The 25,669-nt window shown below is 33.1% G+C and carries 20 protein-coding genes; 14 read left to right on the top strand and 6 right to left on the bottom strand.

What is annotated here, in order from left to right:
* The first annotated feature begins 20 nt into the window (after positions 1–20).
* The 5 genes from UH7x_RS14265 (at position 21) to UH7x_RS14245 (ending at position 5,740) form a co-directional block, all read left to right on the top strand.
* Positions 21–950: a PorP/SprF family type IX secretion system membrane protein gene (locus UH7x_RS14265; RefSeq protein ID WP_482360596.1), complete on the top strand. Its 930-nt coding sequence runs from the start codon at positions 21–23 to the stop codon at positions 948–950.
* 11 nt (positions 951–961) lie between these two features.
* The gene (locus UH7x_RS14260; RefSeq protein ID WP_482360595.1) at positions 962–2,902 is read left to right on the top strand and encodes an OmpA family protein; all 1,941 of its coding nucleotides are present in this window, start codon (positions 962–964) and stop codon (positions 2,900–2,902) included.
* Positions 2,903–3,058: 156 nt separating this feature from the next.
* Positions 3,059–4,093, top strand: coding sequence for a COX15/CtaA family protein (locus UH7x_RS14255; RefSeq protein ID WP_482360594.1), 1,035 nt, complete (start codon positions 3,059–3,061; stop codon positions 4,091–4,093).
* A gap of 27 nt (positions 4,094–4,120) precedes the next feature.
* Positions 4,121–4,633 (top strand): IS1096 element passenger TnpR family protein, encoded by a 513-nt coding sequence (locus UH7x_RS14250; protein WP_482360593.1) that lies wholly within the window; start codon positions 4,121–4,123, stop codon positions 4,631–4,633.
* A 51-nt stretch (positions 4,634–4,684) separates the two neighbouring features.
* Positions 4,685–5,740 (top strand): nucleoid-associated protein, encoded by a 1,056-nt coding sequence (locus UH7x_RS14245; RefSeq protein WP_482360592.1) that lies wholly within the window; start codon positions 4,685–4,687, stop codon positions 5,738–5,740.
* Positions 5,741–5,776: 36 nt separating this feature from the next.
* Here UH7x_RS14245 and UH7x_RS14240 read toward each other — a convergent pair whose 3' ends face one another.
* Both UH7x_RS14240 and UH7x_RS14235 read right to left on the bottom strand, forming a co-directional pair.
* Positions 5,777–6,316: a hypothetical protein gene (locus tag UH7x_RS14240; RefSeq protein WP_482360591.1), complete on the bottom strand. Its 540-nt coding sequence runs from the start codon at positions 6,314–6,316 to the stop codon at positions 5,777–5,779.
* A gap of 57 nt (positions 6,317–6,373) precedes the next feature.
* A complete protein-coding gene (locus tag UH7x_RS14235; RefSeq protein ID WP_482360590.1) occupies positions 6,374–7,456 on the bottom strand; it encodes a hypothetical protein in 1,083 nt (360 codons plus the stop codon).
* 76 nt (positions 7,457–7,532) lie between these two features.
* Between UH7x_RS14235 and UH7x_RS14230 the strand changes: the two genes are divergently transcribed.
* The 8 genes from UH7x_RS14230 to uvrB all read left to right on the top strand — a co-directional run bounded on the left by UH7x_RS14230 (position 7,533) and on the right by uvrB (position 22,090).
* On the top strand, positions 7,533–8,435 hold the full coding sequence (locus UH7x_RS14230; protein WP_482360589.1) for an ABC transporter ATP-binding protein: 903 nt from the start codon (positions 7,533–7,535) through the stop codon (positions 8,433–8,435).
* 6 nt (positions 8,436–8,441) lie between these two features.
* A complete protein-coding gene (locus UH7x_RS14225) occupies positions 8,442–9,275 on the top strand; it encodes an ABC transporter permease (protein WP_482360588.1) in 834 nt (277 codons plus the stop codon).
* 6 nt (positions 9,276–9,281) lie between these two features.
* Positions 9,282–12,032, top strand: a complete 2,751-nt coding sequence (locus tag UH7x_RS14220; protein ID WP_482360587.1) for a T9SS type B sorting domain-containing protein — start codon at positions 9,282–9,284, stop codon at positions 12,030–12,032.
* A gap of 23 nt (positions 12,033–12,055) precedes the next feature.
* On the top strand, positions 12,056–13,504 hold the full coding sequence (locus UH7x_RS14215; protein WP_482360586.1) for a T9SS type B sorting domain-containing protein: 1,449 nt from the start codon (positions 12,056–12,058) through the stop codon (positions 13,502–13,504).
* A gap of 19 nt (positions 13,505–13,523) precedes the next feature.
* A complete protein-coding gene (locus UH7x_RS14210) occupies positions 13,524–14,978 on the top strand; it encodes a T9SS type B sorting domain-containing protein (protein ID WP_482360585.1) in 1,455 nt (484 codons plus the stop codon).
* Between the two features lie 121 nt (positions 14,979–15,099).
* The gene (locus UH7x_RS14205; protein WP_482360584.1) at positions 15,100–17,478 is read left to right on the top strand and encodes a T9SS type B sorting domain-containing protein; all 2,379 of its coding nucleotides are present in this window, start codon (positions 15,100–15,102) and stop codon (positions 17,476–17,478) included.
* Positions 17,479–17,916: 438 nt separating this feature from the next.
* Complete coding sequence (locus UH7x_RS14200; RefSeq protein ID WP_482360583.1) at positions 17,917–20,046, top strand: T9SS type B sorting domain-containing protein; 2,130 nt, start codon at positions 17,917–17,919, stop codon at positions 20,044–20,046.
* Positions 20,047–20,104: 58 nt separating this feature from the next.
* Positions 20,105–22,090, top strand: coding sequence for an excinuclease ABC subunit UvrB (gene uvrB, locus UH7x_RS14195; RefSeq protein WP_482360582.1), 1,986 nt, complete (start codon positions 20,105–20,107; stop codon positions 22,088–22,090).
* Between the two features lie 234 nt (positions 22,091–22,324).
* On the opposite strand, the gene UH7x_RS14190 is transcribed toward uvrB, so the two are convergent.
* Positions 22,325–22,750, bottom strand: coding sequence for an Hsp20/alpha crystallin family protein (locus tag UH7x_RS14190; protein ID WP_482360581.1), 426 nt, complete (start codon positions 22,748–22,750; stop codon positions 22,325–22,327).
* A 133-nt stretch (positions 22,751–22,883) separates the two neighbouring features.
* Positions 22,884–23,285 carry a TerB family tellurite resistance protein gene (locus UH7x_RS14185; protein ID WP_482360580.1) on the bottom strand — a complete coding sequence of 134 codons (402 nt, stop codon included), beginning with the start codon at positions 23,283–23,285 and terminating at the stop codon, positions 22,884–22,886.
* Positions 23,286–23,416: 131 nt separating this feature from the next.
* On the opposite strand from UH7x_RS14185, the gene UH7x_RS14180 reads away from it, so the two are divergent.
* Positions 23,417–23,776, top strand: coding sequence for a DUF1456 family protein (locus UH7x_RS14180; protein ID WP_482360579.1), 360 nt, complete (start codon positions 23,417–23,419; stop codon positions 23,774–23,776).
* Positions 23,777–23,827: 51 nt separating this feature from the next.
* Here UH7x_RS14180 and UH7x_RS14175 read toward each other — a convergent pair whose 3' ends face one another.
* On the bottom strand, positions 23,828–24,163 hold the full coding sequence (locus UH7x_RS14175; protein WP_482360578.1) for a hypothetical protein: 336 nt from the start codon (positions 24,161–24,163) through the stop codon (positions 23,828–23,830).
* Positions 24,164–24,471: 308 nt separating this feature from the next.
* On the bottom strand, positions 24,472–25,665 hold the full coding sequence (sucC, locus tag UH7x_RS14170) for an ADP-forming succinate--CoA ligase subunit beta (protein ID WP_482360577.1): 1,194 nt from the start codon (positions 25,663–25,665) through the stop codon (positions 24,472–24,474).
* Positions 25,666–25,669 lie beyond the last annotated feature (4 nt).

Here is a 25,669-nt window from a genome sequence, read left to right as displayed (position 1 = left end):
TAAAAAGACAAAATAAAATCATGAAAAAATTCATTATAATAGTTGTATTTCTTACTGGGTCGGTCTGGGGCATTCATGCACAACAAGATGCTCAGTATACACAATACATGTACAATACAGTTGCGGTTAATCCTGCTTATGCGGGGTCTCGAGGCGTTCTAAGTATCAATGCCTTACATAGATCACAGTGGGTTGGATTAGATGGTGCACCAACAACCCAAACATTAAACGTTAATACTCCAGTAGGAAAAAGAGTTGGAGTCGGATTATCAATCGTTAACGATAGAATTGGTAATGGAACAAATCAAGATACATATTTCGATGCTGTCTTTTCGTACACCATTCCAACCTCAGAAACAGGTAAACTTTCATTTGGTTTAAAGGCTGGTGGACATTCCTTAAACTTAGATTTTAATCAGCTTAAGAATTATAATAACGAAGCCTCCTCTTTAGGGGTTAGTGATATAGATAAAAAGTTTTCGCCCAATTTTGGTGCTGGTGTTTATTACCATACAGATCATTTTTATGCGGGTCTTTCTGTTCCGAATTTCTTAAAAACAGAACATTTTGACACATCAAGTACATCTATCGCGCAAGAACGAATGAACCTATATTTAATAACAGGCTACGTTTTTGATCTTAACCCAAACCTAAAGTTTAAACCTGCTGCTTTATTAAAAGCCGTAAATGGTGCGCCTTTACAAATTGATATTTCGGCAAATTTTATGTTAAACGAAAAATTTATTCTTGGTGCTGCATATAGATGGGATGCTGCTTTAAGTGGATTGTTTGGTTTTCAAATAACTGATCAATTTATGTTAGGATTAGCATATGACAAAGAAACTACTGAATTAGGTAATACTGCTTTTAATGATGGTTCGTTTGAAGTGCTTTTGAGGTATGAATTATTTACAAGATATAAAAGGGTAATTGCACCTAGATTCTTCTAAAAAAATTTAAAATGAATAAAAAAATAAACTATCTGCTTATTGTGGCTGTATTTACTTGCACCATTATAACCGCACAGGATAAAAAAGCTAATAAGGCTCTTGAAGAATTTGAAAGCTTATCATATGAATCAGCTATAGGTTCTTATGAAGATCTAATAGAAGAAGGATACTCGCAAGAGCAGATTTATAAAAATCTCGGACAAGCTAACTATAAAAATGCAAAATATACCGAAGCTGCGAATTGGTTAAGTAGACTTTTTAAACTTCAAAATAGTGAAGTAGAGTCTAACTATGTTTATATGTATGCGCAATCGCTTAAATCATCTAAAGAATACGAAGCTTCTAACGTTTGGATGGAAAAATATGAAGCTGCAAAAAATACGGAAATTAGAGCTGAAAAAATTGCTGCAAACCCTGATTATTTATTAGAAATTGAAAAACAATCTGGAAGATATGACATAAAGAATCTAAGTATTAATTCTGCTGCTTCTGATTTTTCACCTTCATTTAAAAATGAGCAATTAGTATTTTCAACAGCAAGAGATAGTGGTACTGCTGCTAAATATATACATAGTTGGAATAATAAACCTTTCACTAATTTATACATAGCCTCGCCAACATCAGGTGATGATTACGGAACACCACAAAAACTATCTACTTTAAACAAAAAGACACACGAAACCTCAACCGTTTTCACTAAAGATGGCACTACGGTTTATTTCACTCGAAACAATTCAAAAAACGGCAATTTCTCTCGCGATGATGAAGGAGTGAGTCGTCTTAAAATATATCGCGCAAAATTGCAAGAAGGAGTATGGAGAAATATTTCTGAGCTGCCCTTTAATGGTGACGATTTTTCAACGGCACACCCTGCATTGAGTGCTGATGAAAATAAATTATATTTTGCATCTGACATGGAAGGTACAATAGGTGCTTCCGATATTTTTGTAGTAAACATTAATGATGATGGAAGTTTTAGTACGCCGAAAAACCTTGGAAATAGCATTAATACTGAAGGGCGTGAAACCTTTCCGTTTGTAACAGTTGATAATGTCCTTTACTTTGCTTCTGATGGTCACCCAGGTCTTGGCGGACTAGATGTTTTCGCAACTCAACTAGAAGATTCTGAAAATTTAAATATAGTAAATACAGGAAAACCTATTAATAGCGAACAAGATGATTTCTCATTCATTATAAATAGTGAAACCCGTAAAGGTTACTTCGCTTCTAACAGAGAAGGTGGACAAGGTAATGATGACATTTATGGTTTTACCGAAAACGAACGTATTAACCTTCACACAAACACTATATTATCTGGCATTGTTCGCGATGAAGAAACCGGAAAACTTCTTCCGGGTGCTCAAGTTATTATGGTTGATACGAACGGACAAACTGTTGCAGAAACAATATCTGATGAAAATGGTTCATTCTTATTAGGCGACGATTTTAAAGATGGAGTTTATAAAATTATTGGACAAGGAGAAGGTTATAATCGCTTAGAAACAAATGTTGATGTAATACGTGGTCAAGATAAAACTGCTTTAGAAATTAAGCTTAACAAAGTAATTAGAAAAGCATCAGCAGGAACCGATTTAGTAAAATTCTTAAACTTGAACCCTGTATATTTTGATTTAGATAAATCTAACATTCGCCCAGATGCTGCCACTACCCTAACTGCTGTTCTTAAATATTTAGAATATTATCCGAATCTGAAAGTTCAAGTACAATCACATACAGATGTAAAGGCTAGTAAATCATACAACAACAAATTATCTGACAGAAGAGCCAAAAGCACTGCTTCTTACTTAATTGAAAACGGAATTAGTAAAGAAAGATTAACGAGTAAAGGTTTTGGTGAGTCTCAATTAATAAATGATTGTACCACCTTAGAAAAGTGTACTGATCAAAAACATGAAGAAAATAGACGATCCGAATTCATTGTCATAGAATAAATATAATTAACCAACTTAAATAAGGGCTGTTCGCAAGAATGGCCTTTTTTTGTTTTCATCTTGAGCGTAGCTACTGAAATCTAAAAAATGATTTGAAATCAAACTCTTTTCTCTTTAAAGTGTAGTAATTTTGCAATTGAATAGTTGTATGAGAAAATGAAAGAAAACTTTCGGAAAACTGCAAAAATTACTTTAATACTTGTTTACCTAGTCATCATTGCTGGTGCTGTGGTACGTATGACTGGCAGTGGAATGGGGTGCCCAGATTGGCCAAAATGTTTTGGTCACTATATTCCGCCTACCGATATCTCTGAGTTACAATGGGAACCCGAAATGGAAGTTAAAAAAGGGCAAATTATTATTGTAAATGAAGCCCTCAAAGTTTCAAAAGAAAATTTTACAACAGGTATTTCTTATGTCGAAAACAATTGGTCGCCATACACAAAACATAAATATGCTGAGTTCAATGCTACTCATACTTGGATTGAATATGTAAATAGATTATTCGGTGCTTTAGCTGGTATTGCCACATTTATATTAGCAATCTTATCAATAAGATTCTGGAAAACTGATAAAAGTATAACCTTAATTTCTTGGCTAACGGTATTTGCCATGGGTTTCCAAGGATGGCTCGGTGCAACTGTAGTTTATTCGGTTTTAGAACCTGCTAAAATCACAATTCATATGATTATGGCCTTGGTCATAGTTGCATTATTAATTTATCTAGTTTATAAATCTGAAAGAAGAAGTACAATTTTCACTTATAAAAATAAATTGGGAACGCTATTAGGTTTAGCGCTACTGCTGACTTTAGTGCAGATAGTATTGGGTACTCAGGTAAGACAATTTGTAGATGAACAAATTGATATTGTCGGGTATTCTGCTAAAAATTTATGGTTACAAGATGCAATAGTTCAATTTTATATACATCGTACATTCTCTGTAATAGTAGTGCTTTTAAACGTTTTTCTATTATATAGCATTCGAAAAGAGCGTCTCGGATTCGATAAATTTAATTGGGTCATATTTTTAATAGGATTAGAGATATTAACAGGTATTCTAATGTATTACATGGATTTCCCCTTCGCTACACAAGCAATACACCTGGTTTTAGCATCATTACTATTTGGTGTTCAATATTATTTACTCTTGGAAGCCTTAAATGCTAAAAAAAGTAATAAAACTTTGTAACTTTGCCAACTGCCCAAAATAGAGCATATGATTTACAAAATCAGGATAATTTTAGATGCCGATGAAGATATCTTTAGAGATATTGAAATCGATGCCAGCAATACTCTTGAAGAATTGCACAATGCCATAACACAAGCTTTTGGCTTTTTAGGTAATGAGATGGCCTCATTTTATACTTGCGATGAAAGTTGGAACCAAGACGAAGAAATTGCTCTTTTTGATATGAGTGACAGTGGTTCTGATGTTCGATTAATGAACGAGACGTTTTTAGAAGACCTATTAAGTGTTAGAAACCCAAAGCTCATATATGTGTATGATTTCATGAGCATGTGGACTTTCTTTGTAGAATTGGCTGATATTGTTAAAAAAGAAGATGGCCGTGCATACCCCAACCTTTTGTTTACTTTTGGAGAAGTACCAGATTCTCCTCCAGAAAAGAACTTTAAGTCGGACCGGGCTGATGGTGAAGAGGACGATGATGATATTGAAGAACATCTAGGAAATTATGACGACCTAGATTTTGATGAGAATTGGAATTAATTAATTGCCAATTGTTACTATTTATTCCTAACCTATAATTCTGTTTAAGAAATGATTAACCTGTACTCTACCCAAATTGAAAGTCTATCATTGCATCGAGTGGGTAATAAAAATAAAAGTGAAAGTTTATTTCTATCTGATGAAGCCTTTTCACTTAATGACGAAATTTCGGGTTTATTAAAAGAATATTTCTTCAAACCATTTCGAGAAAAGGAAGAAAACTATTTCAAATTAGCAAATGAAGTAGATGTGGAATTTAACGAAGTATACAAATTGGCTGTTGAAATTTTCGAAGACCCTGATAATATTCATGAAGCTTCAAAGAAAATTGCTAAATTCTTATACGATCAAGGTGATCATCCACATATTAAAAGTGGAGAATTATATATAAGTTTTTTACATGATGTTGTTCTGGACAATAAGAAAACAGATGCTATTGGCATCTTCAAGAGTGAATTAAAACAAGACTTTCTTCAGTTCGATGAGAAAGGTAGCAATTTAGATTTATTAATAGAACAGGGTATAAACATTAATAAATTAGATAAAGGTTGTATTATATTTAATGTTGAAAAAGAAGAAGGATACAAAGTTTTATCTGTTGATAGTAACCGATATGACACCAAATATTGGTTAGAGAATTTCTTAGGATTAGAACCATTAACCGATGATAATTTCTTAACCAAAAACTACCTTAAATTTTGTCAGAATTTTGCTAAAGATGTGGTTCTACCTGCAGAAGATAAACAACAAGAAGTAATGTTTATGAACAAAGCAGTAAACCATTTTGCTAAAAATGATGCTTTCGAAGAAACAAACTTCTTAAACGAAGTAATGGACAATCCGGAATTAATACCGGAATTTAAAAATTACAAAGTTGAAAAGGGACCTAAATATAGTATTGAAGATGTTTCTAACTTCGACATTGCGAACAAAGCGGTTTCTGTAGCGCGTAAAAAAATAAAAAGTGTTATTAATTTAGACACCAACATCCAAATAAAATTAGACTTTGTGAACCCCGAATCAGCAGAGAAATTTGTTGAAAAAGGTTGGGATGAAGAACGTCAGATGTACTACTATCTTGTATATTTCAATAAAGAAAATAATTAGATAATAAATTTAAATTCTTAAGGGAATTTAGAAATGTTAGTCTTCAATTAAGTTAATTTTATTTATTAGTAACTCTAAATCTGCGATTTTCATTTTGCTTATTTCATATTCGTGAAGTAAATCTGGATAATCTTTGAATTTCAATCTAATCCAACGGGTGAAGGATTTAATTTCATAATCTTTCTTACCCAAATTATTAGTATCAAAAAATCTATAACCTTTTTCCATTTTAATTACATATTCGGTAAAGAGCTGTTTATCTATTGTAGTAGTTCTATGAAAATATAATTCTATATATCCACTTATTTTCTTGTTAAATAATATCCACCTTCCATAAGGATGTTTGATAGGATAATATAATTCCTCGTTATCGACCTGAACCACCAATATTTCTTTAAATGGTACTTTTACAGTCTTATTGGATTTATTTAATTTTAGCTTAATAAAGTTATTTGAAGTATCATTTTTAATTCTTTTAACTTTACCATAAAAAATGTCATTCCTAGTTGAAACAATATATTCTTGTGAAAGAACAATGTTAAAAGTAAATAGAAATAGTATTAAGAATATTTTCATTTAGTTATTTAAATTCGGTTGTGATTAAAACCTACGAATTAAACATTCTCACCAACACTACATCTTAATATTATGCTCAATTATCTGCTTAACACTAACATCTTCATAGTTTCTACGTACAAAATTTAACGCCAAATCTAAGACCTCACCCATAGTCTTGCATTTGCCAAAATTAGAATCGGAAGTAAGCTCTTCTATTTGTGCCTTAAGCAATGTAATATTCTCGTCTGTAGAAATATTATCTTTTTTACAGATAGCTCTTAGTTTTTTAATCCGGTTTCCAGAACTTAAAATACGCTTGGCAACCATAGAACGTTCTTCCAGCTTATATTGATCTACAGAATCTCGTAAAAGCTTCTCTCTTACCAATTCTACCATTTGAAAATTTTCCTTAAAAAACTGTGGTCGATAGACCTTTAACTTCCCTTCGTAACATTGTTGATCAAAATCAATGGCTCTAATTTTATACACCACATGATCAAAATCGTGCGTCGGTACAATTACATAATTATAAGAGCGCATATCACCCAACAAACGTATCATACAACGTTCATTGAACTTTACAAACTCTTTGGCTAATTGTGATTTTTCAGGCTCAGAACATGTTGGCAACATATTCTTAATAAACTCATCGCCAGGTATCCCTGCAATATGTTCTTCAATAAGCGTATCCTTATAAACCAGAAAATTTAAGTTGTAAGGTGAAAGCATATGTTCTAATTCCAACCCATATATTCGGGAAGCATCTGTCTTTTTTATATAGAAATAAGTGAAATTATCATTTAGAATATTTCTAACTTTAATACGGAATGGTTTAGAATTTCCGAACGTACAGAAGTCAACAGCATCAACATTTAAATATTGATTGATATTCGTACTACCATCGGAAAGAAAAATAGAATACACCTTTTTTAAACTATCATCAATTTCTTTTCTTTCAAACTCAGAATAATAGACACGCACCCATAAGGTATCTACATCATTTTTGTCATATAAAACCACAGAACCGGAAAAGCGTAATAGGTCATCATAGAAAATAGGTATCTCACTTTTTCTATTGTAATTCGCTAAATATTCGTCTAAGCCTTCACTTACTGGGTAAGCTGGCTTCTTTTTCGACATTAATCTTTCTTCCGACATTCTTTTTCTGTATCAATTGTAACAAATGTATGCTTTCTTCGTCAACTATAAAGAACGCCTTTAAAGCCATTATATTTTGGAAAAAATTCTCACTGTAAAAAATCTGACAAAAAAATTTGGTTCCCTTACCGCAGTAAACGACTTGTCCTTTACTATTGAAAAAGGCAATGTTTACGGAATTTTAGGCCCTAATGGAAGTGGAAAATCTACAACTTTAGGAATAGTACTAAATGTAGTTAATAGAACAAAAGGAGATTTCTCGTGGTTCGATGGTAATACCTCAACCCATGAAGCCTTAAAAAAAGTTGGAGCTATTATAGAACGCCCAAACTTTTACCCGTACATGACGGCCAAGCAAAATTTAAAACTGGTTTGTAAAATAAAAGAAGTGTCCTCCGATAAAATTGAAGAAAAACTAGAATTAGTGGGTTTACTAGAGCGGCAAAATAGCAAGTTTAAAACCTATTCATTGGGTATGAAACAACGTTTAGCTATTGCCTCTGCTCTTTTAAATGATCCTGAAATTCTAATTCTAGATGAACCAACGAATGGACTAGATCCTCAAGGCATTCATCAAATTAGAGAAATAATCAAAAAAATTGCGAGTCAAGGTACTACCATATTACTAGCCTCTCACCTTCTCGATGAAGTTGAAAAAGTGTGTAGCCACGTAGTAATTTTACGCAAAGGTGTGAAATTATATTCTGGCCGTGTTGATGGAATGCTATCTAGTCATGGATTTTTCGAATTAAAAACAAATGATAATGAAGGCTTAGCCAACTTCTTAAAAACCAATGATAGCTTCGGTGAAATAAAAATTGAAAATGGTTTGTTAACAGCATTTCTAACTCAAGAATTAGATGCGGGAACTTTAAATAAAATATTACTGGAGAAAGGAATAATACTTTCACATTTAGTCAAAAGAAAAGAAAGTCTTGAAGAACAATTTTTAACATTAACCCAAAACCAAGCAAATTAACTAGATATGTTGCGATTATTAGAAATAGAGTTCATAAAACTGTGGAACAATAGAGCTAGCAAAATATTGGTTATTTCCTATTTTGTATTACTTACATCAATAGCACTTGTTGCAGCTATTAAATTCGATATTGGCCCTATTAAATTTCACCTAGCCGACCAAGGAATCTTTAATTTTCCATACATATGGCACTTTAATACATTTATAACCGCCTTTTTTAAACTATTTCTAGCTATTGTAATCGTTTCTATGATGGCGAATGAATACAGTAACAAAACAATTAAACAAAACCTTATTGATGGACTTTCTAAAAAGGAGTTTATATTATCTAAGTTTTTAACTGTAGTCTCATTTTCACTTATATCAACAGTATTTGTTTTTGTGGTTTCATTAATCCTTGGATTAACTTATTCTGATTTTAATGAGATTTCTATAATTTTTTCTGACTTAGAATTTCTATTGGCATTCTTTGTAAAACTAATGGGCTTTTTCGCTTTCTGTATGTTTGCCGGCATATTGGTAAAACGTTCAGCATTCGCCTTAGGTTTCTTAATACTTTGGCAAATTTTTGAAGGTTTTGTTCGAGGAATGCTCCGATGGAAACTTTTTGACACAAATACCACGGATGCTATTATGGGCTTCTTTCCATTAAATGCCATGTGGAACCTTATAGATGAACCTTTTAGTAGATTAGGCGCCGTACAATCATTAGGAGATCAAATAGGAGAAAACTTCAGATTCGACTATGCTGTACATTGGTACGAAATTGTAATTGTATTAGTTTGGACGGCTATTTTTGTCTATCTATCTTACGTATTATTAAAAAAGCGTGATTTATAGTACCTTATGCGTTCGAGAGAACGCGAAATGAAAAACTACTGCTTACTTATTATGCTGCTTGTTTTCGCCATAAATTATGGCCAGGACGAGACTGCTAATTGGTATTTTGGTAACGGAGCTGGACTTCATTTTAATAATGATGGTAGTGTTACGGCTCTAGAAAATAGCAGAATAAGCACCGAAGAGGGCTGTGCTACTATTTCAGATAAGAACGGAGCCTTACTTTTCTATACAGATGGCATTACCGTTTACAATCGAAATCATACAGTTATGCAAAATGGCAACGGACTCTATGGTGACCCATCAAGCACACAATCTGCATTAATTGTACCTGCACCTGCTAGTGATGTTATATTTTTCATCTTTACGGTAGATACCTCAATCGAAGAACACGATACAGATTTTGGACTAAATTATTCTATCGTCGACCTTTCTGAGGATAATGGAAACGGAGCAGTTACCGTTAAAAACATTAATTTACTACAATCTTGTTCCGAAAAAATTGCAGCTGTTGTTAAAGATTGTTCGAAAGAATCGGTTTGGATAATGACCTTATCGACGGAAGATGGGCGCGATGGCTTACCTGATACTTTCCATGCTTTTGAAATAAATGAAGATGGTGTTAATGCAAGTGCTGTAAAAAGTCAATTCACCACAACTTTTGGAGATCAAAGAGGTTATCTTAAGTTTTCATCAGATGGTAAAAAAATGGCCAGTGCAAATGAATTTGATGGTCTTTTTTTATACGACTTTAATGCAGAAACAGGAAAGGTTACTAATCCGGAGAGAATACGGATTTCAGCACTAAATAAGAACCCATACAGTGTTGAATTCTCACCGAATAATCAATATTTATATGTACATACCCATTCTGATGCACCAGCATTAGAAATAAATCATAATTCTAATTTAGTGCAATATGATTTGGCGAGTGCTGATATACCGCAATCAGAAATAGTACTTGATCAAAGTAATAATTATAGGGGTGCGTTACAACTTGGTGCTAATGGTAAAATTTACAGAACTATTACCAAATCATATTTAGAAGGAACATCCTATTTAGGTGTAATAAATAATCCTAATGCAAAGGGTATTACAGCAAATTATCAACACAATGCAGTGTATTTAAATAGTGGTATTGCCATGCAAGGCCTACCTCCTTTTATACAATCATTTTTCGCAAAAACAGGCCTCATAAAAACAGCAGACGGCACCACAAGTACTAGTGCTACTTTTTGTTCAGGCCAAGAATTACTTCTGGAGACTGAAGAAATTGATGGTGCAACTTACATTTGGGAACATGATGGCACACAAATATTAGAGGCTACTTCTAATGTTTTGCAAGTTGACGATATAGACGAAAATAATGCGGGTCAATATCGCCTTACTATAGTCCACGCTGATGCAACGCAGTGCGATATTATTGGCAATGCACTAATAAATATTACCGAACCGCCGATAGCAAACAGTTTTAAGTTAGTTCAATGTGATATTGAAAATGAAGACTCGAATGCTAGCTCAGACGGCTTTACGTATTTTAACCTAGATCAGGCAAAAAATGAAATTAGTCCGAACCTAGATAATTTGGTTACTTTTTATAGAACATTAGCTGACCAAGAAAATAATTTTCCGATAGAATTAACTTTTGAGTATAGAAATGAAAGTGCTACTAACCAAACTATTTTTGTGAAAGTTACCGATGAGAATGGCTGTACGAATGAAACTCAATTAACACTTGAAGTGCTTCCGACGACCTCCGGAATAGAAGCAACGAAGGCATACTATACTTGTGAAACGGATTCGCAATCTACTGAACTAACCGGAATTTTTAATCTACAATTAATTAGGGAAAGTGATTATGATGGTTTTGATGTAACTTTTTACACTTCTACTCAAGATGCAACTTTAGAAACTAATGCTATTAGTGAAAATAGCTACAGTACAGCTGCTACTAAAATTTATGCACGGATAGAAGCTATGAATCAATGTTTAGGTGTTGAATTATTAGAATTTATTGTAAACCCTTCTCCACATGTAAATATAGATTCCGAATTTTTGATTTGCACAAATAACCCTGATTTAAGTATTCAAGCTGAACAAGGTTTTGATAGTTATGCGTGGTATAAAGTTGAAAGCGAAAACATTGAAAATTTGATTACTAATGAAGAGAATATTACAATCTTAGAGCCTGGTGAATATCGATTAGAACTTGGTTTATCTTATAACAATGGTGCACAAAATTGCAATTCCAGTAAAAACTTTAAGGTACTTCCCTCCAATAATGCGCAAATTTCGAATATTGAAATAGAAGACTTTCAAGAGAATAATAGAATAAACATTATTGCGCTTGGAGAGGGCGATTATGAATACGCATTAGAAAGTGAAAACGGCCCATATCAAGATAGTCCTATTTTTGAGAATATAACTCCGGGTTCAATTACAATTTATGTGAGAGATAAAAATGGTTGTGGAGTTACGAATGAGGAAATCTCCGTACTTGGATTTCCTAAATTTTTCACTCCTAATGGTGATGGCATTAATGAATCATGGAATTTAATCGGAGTACCCGATAATAAATCTGTTGAGTTATATATTTATGACCGTTATGGAAAATTGATACATCAAATAAATCAAGTAGAAAGTGAAGGTTGGAATGGAACGTACAATGGTGAATTTTTACCAGCTTCCGATTACTGGTTCAAAGTAAAATTGGAGGAGGATAGGATTTATAATGGACATTTTACTTTAAAGAGGTGATTGTAGCACTAAACAAATATTCTTTGAAAAAATTATTTATTATAATAGCTTTTATATTTAGCAACTTAGCGATAAGTCAAGAATGCCCTGTAATTACAGTTCCTGTGGATGGTGCCGAAAACGTACCTGTAAATACAGAAGTTACTTGGGAGGAAGTTAATGGTGTAATTGGCTATATAGTTTCATTGGGTTTAACACCCGGTGGTGGTGAAATTGTAAATCGACGCTCCTCGGGCCAGAATAATTTTTATATTCCAGAAGTAGGTCTGCCAGAAAGTACACGAATTTATGTTACCATTCAATTATTTCTTTTTGGGCAACCAGTTAAAACTTGTCAAGTAGAAAGTTTTGTAACCGAAGATGTAACAACACCTCCGCCGTGTACGAACATATCTTTTCCTGAGCATCTTGAAAAAGGAGTAAAAACTTCAACAGTGGTACGATGGAATTATGCGCCCACGGCAACAGGTTATCGCATTACAATGGGTACTTCTTTAGATAAGGGTAATATATTATCAAACTTTGATGTGGGTAACAAACTCTTTTATAAAAGCCCATCGGATTTTCCTTTAGATGAAGATATTTTCATTTCAATAACTCCATACAATGAAAACGGGGATTTAAGTCCATGTTCTGAAGAGCAATTTAGTACCAGCGCGGCAGCTGAAGTATGCGACCCTCGATTTGATAGTACCATAGGTGCAGTTGTAACAAATAAACCTAAATTAAACTTTCCAGAAAGAATTGGCATTTGTCGTAATAATTTACCTAGTGTTTTTTCTAGTAAAGATATTGCAGATGGCTATCGTTGGTATAAAATAAATCCTGATAACTCTGAAACGTTAATTTCTCAAACTGAAGATGTTTCCTTAAATGAAATTGGCCGTTATAAGTATGAAGCTTACAATAATATTAATCAGGCTGTAGGATCTATTGAATGTAGCGCAGCTAGTGAGTTTGAAGTTGTAATGTCTGAGCAACCCATTATTACCGAAATTGTAGTAGAAAAACTAAAAGATAGTAGAATACTCACAGTTTTAACCGATGGAATTGGAAGCCACGAATTTGCCATCGACAATATAGATGGCCCTTATCAATCAGGTAATATATTTAATAAAGTTATTGGCGATAAACACACTATTTATGTACGAGATTTACATAGTTGCGGAATATCACAAAGAAATATTCCTCGAGATTTAAGCCGTGATAATTTTCCTATGTTTTTTACGCCCAATGGTGATAGTATAAATGATCATTGGCAATTTATTCTAGTTGATGATTCACAACAAATAAGTTTAAACACTATTTTTATTTACGATAGATATGGTAATATGTTAGCCCAATTAGATCCTAAATCTAAAGGGTGGGATGGCAACTTTAGAGGAAAACAAATTCCTTCTTCCACATACTGGTATAGGGCTATTGCTAAAAATGGAGATGAAATTAATGGACATTTCGCCTTAAAAAGGTAATAATTAAAGCTTGTTTTTTATGAAAAGAAATATGCTAAACTTAATACTCTTATTAGCTGTCTTCTTTTCGCATGCCCAAAATTGTACTAAAGTTAATTTTCCATCAGATGGCTCAACAAATATTCCTGTAGATGCTACTATTACATGGCCTGAAGTAAGTGGTATTAATGGGTATTTAATTTCGTTAGGCACTTCTGTTAATGGCACTGATATAGTTAGCCGAGAGGCTACTGGAATAAATAATTTTTATAAAGCCCCTGTTGGATTACCGGAGAATACCCTTATTTATGTTACAATAAGTGTCCTTTTATTTAATGCTACACCTACAGATTGTGAATCATCTAGTTTCAGAACAATGGATGTAACCCAAGCCCCAACATGTACACAATTAAGTGCACCTGATAACAACGCTGCAAATGTAACGGTAGTTACAGATATTATTTGGCAATATTCATCTGGAGCAACGAGTTACAATATAACTATGGGGACTTCTATTGGTGGTGACGATATTTTAGATAATTACAATGTCGGTAATGTTCTTTCGTATGACCCACCTATTGACTTTCCGCAAGATGTTCGCATTTATGTTACTATTAGACCTGAGAATGAAAACGGTTCTTCATTTACTTGTTCAGAAGAAAGTTTTTTTACTGGTCATGTTGACAATCCATGTGAAGAAATAGATTTAATTACTGGGGATGTAAAATTTTTAGCACCAGAAATTGAATTCCCAACGCTTTTTATTAAATGTAAAAATAGTAGTCCTATACCCGTAATTGCTGAAGGGGAGGCAGATGGATTTCGCTGGATACAAATTATTGAAGGTGAAGAAATTTTACTATCCGAAAATAGAAATTATCAGTTAAACCAGACAGGGAATTTCTTACTTGAAGCCTATAATTTAATCGACCGATCCGGAGTTCAAATAGAATGTGTTAGTACCAATAATTTTAATGTAATACCTTCAGAAGTAGCGGTTATTGAATCAATTAAAATTAGACCACTTTATCTAGGCAAACAAGTAACTATAAATACCATTGGATCCGGTAATTATGAATATGCTATGGATAGTGAAAATGGTCCTTACCAAGACGATGCAATCTTCAATGCGGTATCGGAGGGTTCACATATAGTTTTTATTCGAGATAAAAATGGGTGTGGTATAGTATCTCAACTCATTGAAAGGGGTTTAAAAACAGAAGATTTTCCAAACTTTTTCACACCAAATGGTGATGGTATTAATGATCATTGGCAACTTATACATCCTCCAGAAATAAAAGAGATTAATGAAATTGTAAAAGGTAAAATTTCAATATTTGACAGATACGGAAGCCTTATTGCAGAAATAGACCCGAACTCCCATGGATGGGATGGTAATTTTAACGGAAACCCTGTTCCGTCTACAGATTATTGGTTTAAAGCAATGTCATTTAACCAACAAGAAATTAATGGTCACTTTACTTTAAAGAGATAATTACTTCAAAAGTTCTACTGGTATTCCAGTAGAAAACAATCACTATTTCCTTGTATTTTTTTGCCTATAAATGCGGGTAAATCTCCATTGTTCTATATTGTTGATAGAACAAAATTGCACAATGAAAAAACTAGTTTTTACCTTTCTAATTTTTAGTATATCATATTCCTATTCCCAACAAGCTAATGACTGTATAGATGCCATTATAGTTTGCGGAAATACAAACATTTCAAGTAACGCAACAGGATTTGGAATTCAAGAATTAGATGGTTCTAATGACTGCTTGTATTACGAAGAAAACAGTTTATGGCTTAGTCTAACCATAGGTACTGGTGGAAATTTAGCTTTCAATATAATTCCAAATAGTACAGATTTAGTTGTGGATTATGATTTTTATATTTTCGGACCAAATAATACTTGCGGAAATCTTGATGATCCAATTCGATGCAACACAACAAATCCATTACAAGCAGGTTTAAGTTACAATCAAACTGGATTAAGAGATTCTGAAACAAATTTTTCTGGAGGACCAGCTGAGCTAGGAAACGGATATGTTTCTTCAATTCCTGTAAGTGCTGGCGAACATTATTATATATTAATTGACAGACCTGTTGGCACTGGTGGATTCACACTAGAATGGACTGGCACTTCAGGATTTCTACCAATGCCCAATGTTACCAAACCTGATAATATTCAAACGTGTATAGTCGGATCTTCTGGCTCAATTGACCTTACTATTAATGAATCTCAAATTACCACGAGTACTACAGATAGACTGGATTACTTTTCTACATATGAAGATGCCTTTGATAACGAAAATGATATTAATAATCCAGGTCAATATTATTCTACAGGGGGTTCCGAAACTATTTATGTGAGAGCTACAAACGCCAATGGATGTTTTGAAATAATAGATTTCCAGATTGAACCAGTACAATTTGATAACTCACCAAATTTGAGCTACACTGCATGTGATAATGATCGTAATAATATTGAACCTTTTTCTATTGCAGAAATTAAGAACGATATTGAAAATGGCATTAGTAATGCATCTCAATTTGATATTTCTCTACATATAAATGAGTCTAATGCTAATAACAATACAGCACCCATAGAAAGTCCCTTTTTAAATGCTGCAACAAGTGAAATTTACGCTAGAATAAGCCTAATTAATAATATATCATGTTACCAAACATTTCCTATAGATTTACAATTAATTACAAGCAACTTCCCAAAAGTAATAACTTTTAGTCAATGTGATTTAGATGAAAATAATTCAACTGACGGTATAACGGCACTTAATCTTAATCAGACTTTTACCGCACTACCAGAAGGTACTGCAATATTCTACGAATCTAATGATGACCTCATAAATAATATCCCAATTTCAAATCCAAAAAACTATAGTAATACTACACCTTTTAATTACACTATTTATTATAAATCAATTTCAGAAACTTGTAATGGCACAGGAGAAATTTCGATTGAAATAAAGCCTACGACTATAGGTTTCCATGAAGCGAATCCGATTATCACTTGTGATGACGATTTTAATGATAATCAATTGTTAGGCACCTTTGATATTAATAACATAAAAAATACTTATTTTACTAATACTGAAGTTTCTTTTTTTGAAAATTTTAATGATGCTAGTTTAGAATCAAACCCAATTCTGGGTAGTTTTAGAACTTCATCAACCACAGTTTACATCCGTTTTGAGCATGCAGATGAATGTCAAAATATTCGAAAAATTGACTTCGTGGTAAATACTATACCGATAACAGATGCTATTGAAGATTATCAAATTTGCTCAAATGGACCTCCCCTTTTAATCAATGGACCAAACGGTTTTGATTCTTATGTATGGTATAAAATAAATGATGATGCATTTCAGGAAATAAGTACGACCAATCAAGTATCAATTTCTGAAGAAGGAGATTATTTTTTAGAGATAGGCAACTATTTTGACACCAACGAAAACGCCATAATTTGCACGAACACTTTTGACTTTAAGGTTTCAGTTTTACACCCTCCAATTATTGAGAAAATAAATATTAATAACGATTTAAATAATAACAGTATAGAAATATTAATTTCTGGAGAAAGTGATTATGAATTTTCAATTGATAATGAAAATTACCAAAAGGAACCTGACTTTTATGGACTCGAATCTGGACTATATACAGTTTTCGTACAAGATATAAATGGCTGTGGAATTACCGAAAAACAAATTTCAATACTTGGATTTCCCAATTTCTTCACACCAAATGGAGATGGAGTTAATGATACGTGGCAAGTAACGGGTTTGGATAATAATATGGCTGATACTTCAATAAATATTTATGATCGTTACGGCAAACTGGTTAAACAAATAAATACGAATGATATTGGATGGGACGGTTCAATGGGGGGAGCACTTTTGCCATCTTCAGATTATTGGTTTCGAGTGAGCTTAAACAATGGTCAAATCTATCAAGGACATTTTACACTAAAAAGATAAAACCTTAGATTGTTAAAGGAACTGACTTATTCTTTTAAGTCCTCTATTCTATTTCTGAAATTAGCTTTTGTTCCTAATTATAGAAATTTACTATTTCTTAAAACAATTATCTTCAATTCCTTGATTAACAGCTATTTTATTTATTTAATGATTTATGAAATTAATTTAAATATCAAAAAACTAATTGCACCATTGTTACTATCCCTGAATTTTTCTAAGACTTTTCAGCGAGCTTTTTCGTTAAAACAAGAAACTATTAGATGAAGTGAAGTGCCTGAAATGAATTACTTCGTTAATTTTGTTAAGTATCAAAATTGAAACAGAAAAAATTCAACTGGTGTAGTTTCTTAGAGAAAATCTAATGAATATCACTTTTTGCGAATTACATAAATGGTCCCCATCAAAATAGCTACTGAAAAAAATGTTTATTATAATCAAATGAAAAAGATTAAACTTTTTTTCTTGTTACTTCTTTTTTCTCAATTTATAATTTCTCAGGTAACGCCTCCTGAAAAAGCAGCGCTTTTAGCATTTTACAATGCTACCGATGGACCAAATTGGGCTAGTGAAAATGATGCGGACCTTACAAATAATTGGGATTTTACTGGTCCAGTAACAGATGATTGGTATGGCTTAACAATTAATGGTGGCCATGTAACCGGGCTTGACCTTAATCTAACCAACGATCTTGCGGGCAGCAATAATCTAGCTGGAATAATTCCTGACGAAGTAGGAGACTTACAATGGTTAACAATTCTTGATTTGGCTATTGGTGAACTAAATGGACCTATACCTTTAAGCATCACTACTCTAACCGATTTACGTACACTTAACCTTTTTAGTAATGATTTAACAGGAACAATTCCCGCTGCTCTCAGTAATTTAACGCAACTGCAAATTCTCCATTTAGCACAAAACGAGCTGACAGGCGGAATTCCGTTATCATTAACAACTTTTGCTAATTTACAATGGTTAACCTTACGAAATAATAATCTAACTGGTGAAATTCCGATTGAGATTACAAACTTGTTAACCCTAACAGTTTTACAATTGGATGACAACCAATTTACGGGTTATATATACCCAGAATATGGTAATTTAATAAACCTTACAATTCTTGGTTTAGAGCACAATATGTTAACTGGTACTATTCCTACCGAACTTGGCAATCTTATAAACATAGAGGATTTCAGAATTGGAAATCAAGACCTAACAGGAACACTACCGGTCTCTTTGCGAAATTTAGTAAAGGCAATAAATATTCATATCAATTATACTAATGTAAGTGGGGAGATACCTCCAGAATATGGTGAGCTTCTTAACGTAGAATTACTTTTACTCTCTGAAAATAATTTAACGGGGCCAATTCCAGATTCCTTTAGCAATCTAACTTCCGTAAAATGGTTGGATTTAAGAAATAATCAACTTTCCGGGGCTATACCAGATATTTTTTCAAATCTTACACAATTAGAACACTTAGCTTTGGACTATAATGAATTTACAGATAGTATTCCAAATAGTATTTCTTCCCTAATTAGTTTAATTAGTTTCTCAGTTTCCAATAATCAATTAACAGGTAATATACCATCTGACATTACCTCATTAATGAATTTCCGTTCTTTTTATTTAGAAAACAATCAACTGGAAGGAACAATACCCGATTTCACATCATTGCCGGATTTCAGAACGCTAGTTTTCAGTAATAACCTTTATCAATTTGGTGATTTTGAAAATCAATTCGACCAGTATAGTGTGAACCTCCCAATATTTAGTGATAATCCCCAAGGAAAAGTTAATGATATTGAAATTTTAAACCATAATAACGGCGAGGACATCACTTTCACAACAACAGTTAGCGGCACTCAAAACCACTATACATGGTATAAAGATGGGGTTCTAATTGAGGGAGCTCCAGATAGTGCTACATTAACTTTAAATAATATTCAGACAAGTGATGCGGGGATATACCACGCAGAAATTACGAGTGATATTGTAACCGATTTAACTTTAGTTCGAAACGATATTACTTTAAATATCGGTTGTACCACTCCAACAGCAGATAATCTTGAAGATGTAAATTCCTGTGAGGGTTATATATTGCCAACCCTTTCTGCAGACAATAATTATTATACTGAAACGAACGCTGGTGGAATGCGGTTAAATGCAGGAGATGAAATAACTACCTCTCAATTTATTTACGTGTATACCGGAATAAGCGATTGTTTTGACGAAAGCAGTTTCTCAATAACCATAAATCCTTTATCGTGCGAAGAAACACCAATGCCTGAGTCAGAAGACCCCTGCGCGATTGTTTTTCCTAATTTCTTTACCCCAAATAATGATGGAATACATGACAACTATGTTCCAATTACTAAAGCCTGCTCCCCAAACGGAACATTTAGCATTTTTGACCGCTATGCTAAATTAGTATTTCAAACAAACACAATAGATCAAACCTGGAACGGCACCTATAATGGCAAACTTTTGCCATCGTCTGATTATTGGTACAAATTCGAGAATACTGAAAATAAAGAAGTAGTCACTGGTCATTTTTCTTTAAAACGTTAGTTTGAAATTATTGAAATCCTCTTAGGCCTAAACCGTTCGTCTTTCGTAATTTTAAGGCATGAAATTTAAGATTGTTTCAGAATTCGAACCAACAGGTGATCAACCACAAGCCATAAAACAATTAGTTGATGGCATAAATACAAAAGAACGTTATCAAACACTCTTAGGTGTTACGGGCTCCGGTAAAACTTTTACGGTGGCTAACGTTATTAAAGAAGTTCAGCGACCAACTTTAATCTTAGCACATAATAAGACTTTAGCTGCACAATTATATTCAGAATTCAAACAGTTTTTTCCTGAAAACGCAGTTGAATATTTTGTTTCGTATTACGACTATTACCAACCTGAAGCATTTATTCCAACAACAGGAACATATATTGAGAAGGATCTTTCTATAAATGAAGATATTGAGAAATTACGTTTGAGTACTACCTCTTCCCTACTCTCGGGTAGACGCGATGTATTGGTTGTTGCCTCGGTTTCATGTTTATATGGTATTGGGAATCCTATTGAATTTCAAAAAAATGTAATCAGCATTGAAAAAGACCAGGTAATTGCACGAACTAAATTTTTACATCAGTTGGTACAGGGATTATATTCCAGAACTACAGCTGACTTCAGAAATGGAAATTTTAGAGTTAAAGGTGATGTTGTTGATGTTTTTCCTGGTTACGCAGATCATGCCTTTCGAATCCATTTTTTTGGTGACGAAGTTGAAGAAATTGAGGCATTTGACCCCTTTAACAATAACATCATTGAGACCTATGAGACTTTAAATATATATCCTGCGAACATGTTTGTTACCTCTCAAGATGTACTGCAGAATGCCATTCATAAAATTCAAGATGATATGGTTGCACAAGTAGAATACTTCAAAGAAATTGGCAAGCATTTAGAAGCAAAGAGATTAGAAGAAAGAACAAGTTTTGATTTAGAGATGATTCGTGAATTAGGATATTGTTCAGGAATTGAAAATTACTCGAGATATTTGGATGGTCGCGAAGCAGGTACAAGACCTTTTTGCTTAATTGATTATTTTCCAGATGATTATTTAATGGTTATTGATGAAAGTCATGTTACCATACCACAAGTACATGCTATGTATGGTGGTGACCGTTCTCGAAAAGAAAACCTGGTTGATTACGGCTTCCGATTACCAGCAGCTATGGATAACAGACCATTGAAATTTGAAGAGTTTGAGGCCTTGCAAAATCAAATAATCTATGTAAGTGCCACACCGGCAGATTATGAATTACAGCTAAGCCAAGGAATTATCGCCGAACAGATAATACGACCCACAGGCTTATTAGATCCAATTATAGAGGTACGACCAAGTCTTAATCAAATTGATGATTTAGTTGAGGAAATACAACAAAGAGTAGAGAAAGACGAACGAACTTTAGTAACAACACTAACTAAAAGAATGGCTGAAGAGCTTGCAAAATACCTAACACGTATTGATGTGCGTTGTCGTTATATACATAGTGATGTAGATACACTTGAGCGTGTTGAGATAATGCAAGATTTACGAAAAGGTATTTTTGATGTATTAATTGGTGTAAACCTTTTGCGAGAAGGATTGGACTTACCAGAAGTTTCGCTGGTGGCTATTTTAGATGCAGATAAAGAAGGATTTCTTAGAAGCAATCGTTCACTAACACAAACTGTAGGAAGAGCTGCGAGAAACCTTAACGGTCGTGCTATAATGTATGCTGATAAAATTACCGCTAGTATGCAAAAGACTATTGACGAAACCAATTATAGAAGAGAAAAACAAATTGCTTACAACACCAAAAACAATCTTGTACCGAAAGCACTAAATAAAAGTCTCGATAGCGTATTATCTAAAAATTCTGTTTCAACATATCATTTTGAAAAAGAGGAAATGCGTGCTGCAGAACCAGATATGGATTATTTGACAAAAGATCAAATTGAAAAAATGATTCGATCGAAAAGAAAGGAAATGGAAAAGGCGGCTAAAGATTTAGATTTTATGAACGCTGCAAAACTTCGCGATGAAATAAAAATGCTTCAAGAAAAATAAAATAAATCGTATAAATTTGAATTTTTTATAACTCTATTAATTTAGTGTCAAGAGCATTCTATCTGAAGTTTTCACGGGTTAAATAGCCAAATATTCGAATATATTTTTATATCTTTTAATACCTTTTATTACTTATAATTTAAATAAAAAAAGCACCCCTACAAGAGAGGTGCTTTAATAAACAACCAACCAACTCTGCATTATCACAACCAATGAAAATGCAATTTTATCATCCTAATCTAATAAGATATTTCTTTTAGGTTTCGGTAATGCTTCTTCTTTCTTTGGAAGATTAAACTTTAAAATTCCGTTTACGTAATCAGCCTTTATTTTTTCCTCATCAATTGACTCTGGTAAGGTAAATGCTCTTTTAAATGATGTGAATCCAAACTCTTTTCTAGAATAATTTTCATTAGACTCTTCTGTTTCTGTTTTAACTTCTGAAGAAACTGTGAGTATATTATTATCAACTTCTATCTTAAAGTCTTCTTTTTTTCCACCAGGCACCGACAACTCAAGATCAAAATCCTTTTCATTTTCTTTGATGTTTACCGGTGGTACTTTTGCATTTAAATTTTCTATTCCCCCAAACCAATCAGGCTTTAAAATTTCATTCATTAATTCAGGAAATAACATATGACTTCTTTTTACTATGCTCATGATATATTTTTTATTTGTTAAACTTCAATTGCGATATTGAAAAGTCAAATTATATACCAAAACAATAATTACGTCATTTTGTCATTTTTCATTCACTAGAGTATGACATATTGTCATTTTTATGTAATGGATGTTAATTGTAATGTGCCTTGAAGATATTTATAAGCACTTTTGGCGGTACAATTTTATTTGGATATTCATGCATTATAGTTAAGACCTGCTGTATTGCAGACGGCGGTAAACCCATTCCTAAGCCAACATTATGTATTCTACCTACTTCTACTTCACCCTGTTCTTCATCTACATTCATTAGAAGTACCAACCGATGGAACTGAAGTATTCGTTCTGCCTGAGATTTAGGAATGATATGCTTACTACTTTCTTTGAGTAATGAATCGAAAGTATCACGGTTAACCCCTAATTGCCCAGCAACACTTATAAGAAAATTATATTCAGATTCTTTAATGGTGTTGTCAACTCGAGCAAACGAAATCATTTCTGACAAAATACTAAGCTTTTCTTCGTAGGTGCTCATATTATAGGGCTTGATATTTACAATCACTAGTATAATAACAGAAAAAAAAAGGCTTTCGTATAAATAATTCACTTAAAACAAGGTAATTAGTACTGCTATGTTTTACTTTGCAATATCAATAAAAAAGGACTATGACAAACAACGATGTATTGAAAAAATTACGAGTTGCATTGCGATTGCGAGATGATGAAATTGTTCAAATTTTAGCGTTGGTAGATTTTAAAATTTCCAAAAGCGAATTGGGGGCTCTTTTTAGAAATGAAGATCACCCTAATTATCGCGAATGTGGTGATCAGATTTTACGTAATTTCTTAAATGGTTTAGTCTTGCATCTGCGTGGCACAAAAGAAAACCCTTTAATTCCAGGCGAAGTATTACTTAAAATGAAAACCAAAAGTAAACCCCTACCGACACCAATGAAAAACAAACCGAAGCCTAAAAAACAATCAGACCTCAGTTATGTTAAGTATAAAAACAAGAAAAAATCCTAATTGAGATTTGCTTCTCAATTAGGATTCTTATATAATTTAAGTATCGAATTACTATTCTTGTACGCGAATAGCTATGGTATACAATTTACCCTCCTTTACTTCACTTACTTCAACTTTCTTGTAGTTTAAACGCGCTTTAACAAATGATTCAAGCTTTTCGTTTTTAGTATCAACTGACATTACAACTATTTCACCTTCGTTATTTAAAGTGAAACGTACTTGAGCAGATTGATTAATAATATACTCGTTCAACTCGTTGTCTTTTAAAATTTCAGAAATTTGTTCTGATAAACTTTTTGTTGGATCGTTGCTATTTACTTCGTTTGCAAAAATACTACCTGTGAAAAGTAACATTGCAGCTACCATAACTAAACTAAATTTTCTCATGACTTTTGTTTTTTACCCCGACGATTATCGAGTGATTAATAATTGATTGATGAAATGATGAATAAAAGCCCTTTAAAAGGCTTCTATAAAAAAGACGTTTCTGGAATGAAATTGTTACAGGAAAATTTTATTTTAACACTATTTTAAAGAACATTTTGTAGAAATATACATTTAAAATTAAGTATTAAAATAGCGCCAACAATCTAATTTTATTGATGTTAAACAAAATATTATACACCTAAAATATTGAACATAAAAAAGGCTGTGAATTAACACAGCCTTGACTCACTTTATAATTTTCTGAAGTATTATGCCAATACCTCTTTAACCTTATCGGCAGCTTCTTGAAACTGTACTGCCGAATGAACGGCTAGTCCAGAATTGTCAATTATCTCTTTCGCTAACTCTGCATTTGTACCTTGCAATCTAACGATAATTGGAACCTGAATAGCATCACCCATATTTTTATAAGCATCAACTACACCTTGCGCTACTCGATCACAACGAACAATACCACCAAAGATATTGATTAGAATTGCTTTTACATTAGGATCCTTTAAAATGATTCTAAAAGCCTCTTCAACTCTTTTAGCATCAGCTGTTCCACCAACATCTAAAAAGTTTGCTGGCTCTCCTCCTGCCATTTTAATTAAATCCATAGTCGCCATTGCTAAACCAGCTCCATTAACCATACAGCCAACATTACCATCTAAATCAACATAGCTCAATCCAACTTCACCAGCCTCAACCTCTATTGGGTTTTCTTCACGTAAATCACGCATCTCAGCATATTTCTTTCTGCGAAATAAAGCATTATCATCTATCGTTACTTTGGCATCAACTGCCATTATCTTGTCATCAGATGTTTTTAAAACCGGATTAATTTCAAACATACTAGAATCACTTTCTACATATGCTTTATATAAACTTGAAACGAATTTTGTCATTTCCTTAAAAGCCATTCCCGATAGGCCTAAGTTAAAAGCAATCTTTCTAGCTTGAAAAGGTAAAATTCCCGTTGCAGGATCAATTTCCTCAGTAAATATTAAATGAGGTGTACTTTCAGCAACCTCTTCAATATCCATTCCTCCTTCGGTAGAATACATAATCATATTACGACCCGTACCACGATTTAATAAAACTGACATATAAAATTCGCTAGTTTCACTATCACCAGGATAATAAACATCTTCAGCCACTAATACTTGATGTACTTTTTTACCTTCAGCAGAAGTCTGCGGTGTAATTAAGTTCATTCCAATAATTTGGCCTGCAATTTCTTCAACTTCTTTCAAGTTTTTGGCGAGTTTTACACCACCACCTTTACCACGACCACCTGCATGTACTTGAGCTTTAATTACGTGCCAGCCTGTACCGGTTTCCTCAGTTAATTTTTTTGCAGCCTCAACTGCTTCATTAGCGCTTTGAGCAACTATACCGCGTTGTATGCGGACTCCAAAACTTGCTAAAATCTCTTTTCCTTGATATTCGTGAAGATTCATTGAT

The sequence above is a fragment of the Aurantibacter sp. UH7 genome (assembly GCF_056839165.1).
This window is presented reverse-complemented; position numbering and strand designations above follow the sequence as displayed.

Bases quoted from the DNA above. Each gene is read 5' to 3' on its own strand.
- UH7x_RS14245 (WP_482360592.1), top strand. From the start codon at position 4,685: ATGATTAACCTGTACTCTACCCAAATTGAAAGTCTATCATTGCATCGA.
- UH7x_RS14240 (WP_482360591.1), bottom strand. From the start codon at position 6,316: ATGAAAATATTCTTAATACTATTTCTATTTACTTTTAACATTGTTCTT.
- UH7x_RS14210 (WP_482360585.1), top strand. From the start codon at position 13,524: ATGAAAAGAAATATGCTAAACTTAATACTCTTATTAGCTGTCTTCTTT.
- UH7x_RS14185 (WP_482360580.1), bottom strand. From the start codon at position 23,285: ATGAGCACCTACGAAGAAAAGCTTAGTATTTTGTCAGAAATGATTTCG.
- UH7x_RS14200 (WP_482360583.1), top strand. From the start codon at position 17,917: ATGAAAAAGATTAAACTTTTTTTCTTGTTACTTCTTTTTTCTCAATTT.
- UH7x_RS14235 (WP_482360590.1), bottom strand. From the start codon at position 7,456: ATGTCGGAAGAAAGATTAATGTCGAAAAAGAAGCCAGCTTACCCAGTA.
- UH7x_RS14205 (WP_482360584.1), top strand. From the start codon at position 15,100: ATGAAAAAACTAGTTTTTACCTTTCTAATTTTTAGTATATCATATTCC.
- UH7x_RS14190 (WP_482360581.1), bottom strand. From the start codon at position 22,750: ATGAGCATAGTAAAAAGAAGTCATATGTTATTTCCTGAATTAATGAAT.
- UH7x_RS14255 (WP_482360594.1), top strand. From the start codon at position 3,059: ATGAAAGAAAACTTTCGGAAAACTGCAAAAATTACTTTAATACTTGTT.
- UH7x_RS14225 (WP_482360588.1), top strand. From the start codon at position 8,442: ATGTTGCGATTATTAGAAATAGAGTTCATAAAACTGTGGAACAATAGA.
- UH7x_RS14265 (WP_482360596.1), top strand. From the start codon at position 21: ATGAAAAAATTCATTATAATAGTTGTATTTCTTACTGGGTCGGTCTGG.
- UH7x_RS14220 (WP_482360587.1), top strand. From the start codon at position 9,282: ATGCGTTCGAGAGAACGCGAAATGAAAAACTACTGCTTACTTATTATG.
- uvrB (WP_482360582.1), top strand. From the start codon at position 20,105: ATGAAATTTAAGATTGTTTCAGAATTCGAACCAACAGGTGATCAACCA.
- sucC (WP_482360577.1), bottom strand. From the start codon at position 25,665: ATGAATCTTCACGAATATCAAGGAAAAGAGATTTTAGCAAGTTTTGGA.
- UH7x_RS14175 (WP_482360578.1), bottom strand. From the start codon at position 24,163: ATGAGAAAATTTAGTTTAGTTATGGTAGCTGCAATGTTACTTTTCACA.
- UH7x_RS14180 (WP_482360579.1), top strand. From the start codon at position 23,417: ATGACAAACAACGATGTATTGAAAAAATTACGAGTTGCATTGCGATTG.
- UH7x_RS14250 (WP_482360593.1), top strand. From the start codon at position 4,121: ATGATTTACAAAATCAGGATAATTTTAGATGCCGATGAAGATATCTTT.
- UH7x_RS14260 (WP_482360595.1), top strand. From the start codon at position 962: ATGAATAAAAAAATAAACTATCTGCTTATTGTGGCTGTATTTACTTGC.